The organism is Ruegeria arenilitoris (genome assembly GCF_013030985.1).
Taxonomy (GTDB): Bacteria; Pseudomonadota; Alphaproteobacteria; order Rhodobacterales; family Rhodobacteraceae; genus Ruegeria; species Ruegeria arenilitoris_B.
Genome location: NZ_WPYP01000023.1, coordinates 1 through 6,380, shown reverse-complemented (window position 1 = coordinate 6,380; position 6,380 = coordinate 1). Strand labels below are relative to the sequence as shown.

Here is a 6,380-nt window from a genome sequence, read left to right as displayed (position 1 = left end):
AGCTCAATCCAAATACACTCCACAGGACCGTTCGCTTAACCCCCTCATCAAGGCACGCTCACCCCGTGGTGAAAATCGACTCGTTTCCACCCATGCGTCTCGAGCCTAGCCAACTATAATGAATTTATGCCGTAGGAGTTCAATGGCCGGCACTGATCATATCGCTGCAATCACTTTGAACAAAAGACAACGGGAGTTGTGTGGTCAACTGGCCCGGCAAATATTGACAAGCGTTTGCCGAGCAATGAATGCGCCGTGGCAAGGGGATATACAGTTTGACCCACAAAAACAGGAAACTGCGGAGCGCGGCGCATATTTTTCTCATCAGCACATGTCGGCGTTTGAAAAAGCTGACGACACCTTGGTCAAACTCGGCGTGTTCCAAAACAACAAAGTTGAGCGCATTTTAACCGCCAGTGCCGACGAAGTCGCAGCAATTTTGGCTCAGAACTCCGACCTTACCCTTTTGCATCTAGCAGAAGCACTATCTGGTTTCTTTGAGTTGCCCGCACAAATGTTGAAGATATCCGTCAGCAAAAAACTTGTAGAGGCGTTATATGATTGCGGATTTGTTGACACCGCCTCTTCGGACGCCAAGCTCACCAAACAAATTCAAATCATGAGCTGGGTATATGGCCCGCAATACGATGGCCCAGCAAACGCCTTCCAGAAACTGTCGGACCTTGTAGATACGTCAGAACACTAAGATCTTTGCTCGCGTCTCAACCGGACGGTTACTTTCCTGGTGGCGCGTAGCGCCACTATAGACCTGCGTGGCTAATTCAGAAAGGACACATCATGAGGGTCAGATGCAACGCTTACAATACACTCCACAGAACCGTTCGCTTAACCCCCTCACCAAGGCACGCTAACCCCGTGGTGAAAATCGAGTCGTTTCCACCCATGCGTCTCGAGCCTAGCCAACTATTTTGATTTCGACATCTGGCCGAATTGCGGGCCTGCAAGTTCCAAGGCCCCAGCTTTTGCTTTCGGGTGGTCAACACCACTTCAAGTCAAAGGCTAATACTTTCTTCAGCGACTTTCTTTGCCGTGAAAAGGCCAACTAAAGCGTGGGAACTCCACTTAACTTCTATCGGCAAACTGGTGATCCTTAGTTTGGCCACACCAGTGATCTCAAGAAAACAAAACTGTGATCCCTTTTCGTTCTGGCAGAACCAATTGTGACTCGTCCGGCGCCGCCCTGACGGGCTTGGGCTTCCTCTCAAGCAGACAAAACCAACACGTCTGGTTTGTGATACAATTCAGGCGTAACGTCGCTCATTGACGTCGAGTTCTTGGGTTTACCCTCAGCCGATATTATTTTTGGAGATTGACACGCTGGTGCAAACAGGTACTCGGTGCTCAAGCTTTTTTGAATACAATCTAGGATGGTAAGTCACGAGCGGCATTGGCGCACACCGGTCTTTGTAACTTACCAAGATCTCGAACTGGGAAAGAAATGCAATCTTCCAAGGACATAGTTGCAAACCTTTGTGATGCACTTGCATCGAACGACGATTCCAGCACGGCTCGGGCCGGAGACTCATTTCGCAGTCTGATCAGAACGCAGCTTTCGGTCCGCAATGCCAAATCCCCATCGGTTGTGGCATCGGTCTACAATGATGTCCTGAAGCGTCCGGAGATTTGGCGGGACTTACCTAGATTTGAAGAAGCAGGCGAGGAATTTCGGCCGGATACTGTGATCAAGCCTGGTTTTTCGCTCGTCACGTGTTGCATGAACAGGAATGATCACCTGCTACGGACCCTTCCAACATGGCTGGTGCATCAGGAAATCGATGAGATTGTCATCGTGGACTGGAGCTCCGAGATTCCTGTTGCTATTTCCCTTGATGAAGCCGGAATTCGTGATCCGCGTGTCCGTATTCTTCGTGTTGAAGACGAAGGGTCGTGGATCCTCTCCCATGCCTACAATGTGGGTTTCCGGGCGACGACAAAAGACAAGATCGTCAAAGTCGACAGCGACATCATCCTCAACGCCGAGTTTTTCAACCGTAACTCCATGGGTGTCGGGAAACTGACCGCAGGAAACTGGCGGCAGGCAGAATCGGGTCAAAGCCACGTAAACGGATTCTTCGTTGTTGGTCGCGAGGACCTGATGGCTGTGAACGGGTTCAACGAACGGATTGTGACCTATGGCTGGGATGACGACGATCTGTATGACCGCCTGACGGACTCTGGCGTTGAAAGGGTGGATGTCGATCCCGACACCATTCGCCATATCGACCATTCCGACACAAGGCGCATCGACCGCCCCAAGAGCAAACCGGTCACCGGCTGGGATGAGGTGCAGGCCTTCCCGCAGTTCTGGATCTCTTTGAACCGTGAGACTGCGTTGTCATCTGCGCCCTGGGACAGCAGTAGCCCAATGGCCGGTTTCCGGGTGCTGGGCGATTCAGGTGGCGTTATTCGGGTGCGGCGGACTTACCCGTTTGGCGTAGATACAAACCTGATCGGGACGCGGCTGGAGCGTGCCGAAGCCGCAGTGAGCGCGATACAGCATGTTTTCGATGGCGTTAAAATCACTGCGGATCGAGAGGCCGTGGACTATGCGCTGATGACCCGCTCCCTGAAAGACGCGATTGTGGTTCTTGGCAGTGGGCCACTGCAGTCCGTTGAAAAAAATGACAAAGTTTCGGTTCCGATCGGACACAGCCACCACAAGCCGAAACTCATCGTCGATGCTCAGCATGGTCTGGGCAATCGTCTGCGCGCGATTGCTTCGGGCGCTGCATTTGCACAAGTGCATGATCGGGACCTCGTGGTTCGTTGGGTACCTGACGAGCATTGTGATTGCAGTTTTACGTCGCTGTTCGATTTTGATGGCGCTCTCGAGGATACCAGCGACAACAACCCGGAAAACGCGTTGGAAGTCGATCTGATGAGCAAGGCGTTCCGGGAAGCCTTTGATTCCACGTCGCTGGTTCACGACCCGCGCGATATCGTCATCCAGTCCGCCTACAGGTTCACCTTTGGGGCGCCCTATGATGAGCTTGAAAAAGATTTCCTGCGCGGTCTGAAGCCAAGCGCGGATGTGCAGGAGATGATCGATTCAGTCAGAAGCCCGAACGACATCGCGGTCCATGTTCGGATGAATGGCGGTGCAGCCACGGATCCTCATGGGGACGTTCCCGGTGACTGGTCCAAATCCGAGGACGAGATTGCCAGACGGGCCAGAAGCAGATCCCATTATGGCTTTTTCTTCAAGCGCATCGACGAATTGCTGGAGTCCACGCCCAACGCGACGATTTTCCTGGCTTCGGACAATTCGGAATCCTATGGCGCGTTTGAAACAAAGTACCAGGAACGCGTGACCAGCCTGCCACGGGCGGTGTATGACCGCTCGGAAATGCAGCTCAAATATGCGCTCGCGGATGTGATATTGCTGTCCCGCGCGCCGCTCTTGCTTGGCAGTAACTGGAGCTCATTCACCGAAATTGCGCATTCGATGTCTCAAAACCAGAAGTTAGAGATGTCGGGGCAGCATTTTTAATATTGTTCCAATCGTGCGGACATGCGTCCAAGTCGAAATACATACGTCAGAGTGTAAATCTGTATGAATGACAGTGAAACAAGAAGCTTAGCCGTTGAGAGCGTCATTTCAGCCTGCAAGCAACCAGTAAGTGAAGTTATCGTTCTGGGTGGTCGGAACCATTCTGATTGGTGCGATGCCTACAGGCTGCGCGGTGTTGCGCAGGTCTCGCATTCAACGTTTGGCAAACTGGCCCAGAGCCCTCAGGCCACTGACGGCCTGCGCATTGTCCACGTCACAAAGGGGCTGCCCGCAGCCAGTCTGAGTGAAGCGGAACGCAATGTCAGCCTGATCACCGAGATTGCGGATATTGTGGTTTTCACACCGGTTTCGGCGACAGAACAGGATGTTCAAGATCTGTTGATTGCCTGGCCAAGCTTTTGGGCGATGCTGTTTCTTGCCGAAGGGTTCATGTTGCGCGACGTCGTGCGTCCGGCAATCTGGAACAGTTTCTACAGCGATTGGGAAACTCTGCAGAGCACGGTTGTTTTCACCAATACCAAGTTGGGCGATGTCTGGGCAGGCAGCGGCGATGACGGTGTCAGTTCGGTCATCGACTACGTGCACCCTTCGACGCTTGAGGTGAATTTGAAACGTCTGCTGGCGTTGCAAACCAGCGCGATGCTGACCCCCGCCTTTTCCGATAGCTCTGCCGATTCCCAGAGCCTCGCGCCCAAAATCCATATTGCACTGCCCAAACGCTATTTGAAAAAAGACTATGAAAAAAAGCTGTTTCAAGAGCAGCGCAAATGGTGGAAGGTTGCCCTGAGCGCGCCTTGGCAGGCGTCCTATTGGCGAGATCTTTGGCGGTTGCAGCGACGCACCAGGCGTCGGATGAAATCCAGCTAAACTAAAAAAGCGTGCCCGGCAGGCTAAACGGACGGCCGTAAAGCCCCCGGGAGTCACGCCCATTCCTTGGCCCGTTTCCGGGCCAATTTGGATCAGAGCGTGTTTTGCGCTATTATGCGGGCATCAATTCAAGTTCACGACGAGTTTGGATCTCTGCGCGCCTTTTCGCACGAGCAGATACGCGGGTCGCGGCACAGGCCGCCCATAGACAACCCGACGATTACCCAATGACTGAATTGATCCTGTGAGACCCCTGCCGCAGGTCAGCCTGCGCACGCACAGGAAACAGAAAGTTTACGTAAAAAACCTACTAAAACATTGATTTAAGGCCAAGTTTCGCCACAGGCAGTCCACAGCTGAGGCATCGCAGCTCACTAGTCCTGATCCAGACCAAATCTGGAGCTGGAGATACGCCCATGCTGAGACTGTTCGACTGTATTGCCAGGGCACCGCTGCGTGCCGGAACGTCCTCCTCCCGTGATGCCGCCCGGATTTTCACGGCATTCTTGGCGGTTGCGACGTTGCTACCTGTCCTAAACGTACCGACGCGCGGTGAGGCACAGCAGCTGTATGTCGTGGGCAGCGACCGCGGCGGATATTTGCATGACCGTCTGGCCGAACTGGACAACCTAGCGCGCAACGGCATCCAGGTCGAAATACGCGGACGCGTCTGCTATTCAACATGCACGATGTTTCTGGGGTTGCCCGGAACCTGTGTTGAACCCGATACCACTTTTGGATTTCATGGCCCGTCCCGTAGCGGTCGCCGGCTTGCGCCCGAGGATTTCGACTATTTCAGCAAAGTCATGGCCGACTATTATCCGGAACCATTGAAAACTTGGTTCATGACCACGGCGCGCAATCGCATCAACGGTGTCCACAAGGTCAAAGGCAGTGAACTCATACGCATGGGCGTGCCAGCCTGCCGTACCGCCTGAGGCCGGTCTTGCCCACAGTGCAGCGCAGGGGTATCACGTTCGGATCAAAAAACCGACGTCAATCTGCCCCTGCCGGGACGTGTCGCGGCCAACCAGTCAGGAGACCAGCGCATCGTGCTGACATCGCTTATCAAACGGTTCGGGCGGCGCGGAACATTCCTGCCTCCGAACCCGGACGGTCCACTTTGTGTGATCGGTGATGTGCATGGCTGTATTGTTCAACTGAAAAAACTGCTGTCCGAGGTACCACAGGACCATCGGATCATACTGGTCGGCGATTACGTCGACCGCGGCGAGCACAGCGCCGAGGTTTTGCGCCTGATCAGTGCACGTCCGGACCTGACCTGTCTGATGGGCAACCACGAAGAGATGCTGCTGCGGTTCCTGCAGGATCCAAAAGGACAAGGCCCGCGCTGGCTGCGCTATGGCGGCTTGCAGACCCTGGCCTCATTCGGTGTGCGCGGGGCCCGATCCGAGATGAGCGGTGACGAACTGACGGACTGTCGCGACCGGCTGCAAGAGGCGATGGGCGTCGCGCTGTGCCGGTGGGTTTCCGAGCTTCCGACCTGGGACATGTCGGGCAATGTGCTGGTTGTCCACGCCGGTGCCGATCCGGATACCCCGCCCGAGACGCAATCGGACAAGACCCTTGTCTGGGGCCACCCGTCATTTCAATCCACGGTCAGGCGCGATGGTGTCTGGGTGGTGCATGGGCACACGATCGTCGGAACGGCTGCTGCGCGGCAGGGGCGCATTTCCATTGACACCGGTGCCTTTGCGACAGGTGTGCTGAGCGCGGTCTGCCTGGACGGAACCGAGCCCAGATTTCTGACGGCGCGCCCATGACGCTCTGGCAAAAAACAGGCGGCAAGGGGCCTTTTTTCGACAGTGGCCGTGCAAAACCTTGTCACACCAAATCCCATTTAATAGGACCTAGCCAAGCAAATCAGATTACGAGCTTACCATGTTGATTACGCCCGTCCTCCTGTGCGGAGGTTCTGGAACCCGTTTGTGGCCCTTGTCGCGGAAAAGCTACCCCAAGC

Annotated in this window: 6 protein-coding genes; all 6 read left to right on the top strand. The window is 54.7% G+C overall.

Annotation, left to right across the window (positions count from 1 at the left end):
• Positions 1-142 precede the first annotated feature (142 nt).
• On the top strand, positions 143-706 hold the full coding sequence (locus GOX88_RS23120; protein ID WP_170407772.1) for a hypothetical protein: 564 nt from the start codon (positions 143-145) through the stop codon (positions 704-706).
• 702 nt (positions 707-1,408) lie between these two features.
• Complete coding sequence (locus tag GOX88_RS23115; RefSeq protein ID WP_170407769.1) at positions 1,409-3,511, top strand: galactosyltransferase-related protein; 2,103 nt, start codon at positions 1,409-1,411, stop codon at positions 3,509-3,511.
• 63 nt (positions 3,512-3,574) lie between these two features.
• Positions 3,575-4,399 (top strand): hypothetical protein, encoded by an 825-nt coding sequence (locus GOX88_RS23110; protein WP_170407767.1) that lies wholly within the window; start codon positions 3,575-3,577, stop codon positions 4,397-4,399.
• A gap of 416 nt (positions 4,400-4,815) precedes the next feature.
• Complete coding sequence (locus GOX88_RS23105; protein WP_170407764.1) at positions 4,816-5,337, top strand: hypothetical protein; 522 nt, start codon at positions 4,816-4,818, stop codon at positions 5,335-5,337.
• 114 nt (positions 5,338-5,451) lie between these two features.
• Positions 5,452-6,183: a metallophosphoesterase family protein gene (locus GOX88_RS23100; protein WP_367648101.1), complete on the top strand. Its 732-nt coding sequence runs from the start codon at positions 5,452-5,454 to the stop codon at positions 6,181-6,183.
• A 118-nt stretch (positions 6,184-6,301) separates the two neighbouring features.
• A partial coding sequence (locus GOX88_RS23095; RefSeq protein ID WP_170406379.1) for a sugar phosphate nucleotidyltransferase occupies positions 6,302-6,380 on the top strand: 79 nt, incomplete at its 3' end.

Excerpts from the sequence above, each read along its gene's own strand:
- GOX88_RS23110 (WP_170407767.1), top strand. The coding sequence starts at position 3,575 with ATGAATGACAGTGAAACAAGAAGCTTAGCCGTTGAGAGCGTCATTTCA.
- GOX88_RS23120 (WP_170407772.1), top strand. The coding sequence starts at position 143 with ATGGCCGGCACTGATCATATCGCTGCAATCACTTTGAACAAAAGACAA.
- GOX88_RS23105 (WP_170407764.1), top strand. The coding sequence starts at position 4,816 with ATGCTGAGACTGTTCGACTGTATTGCCAGGGCACCGCTGCGTGCCGGA.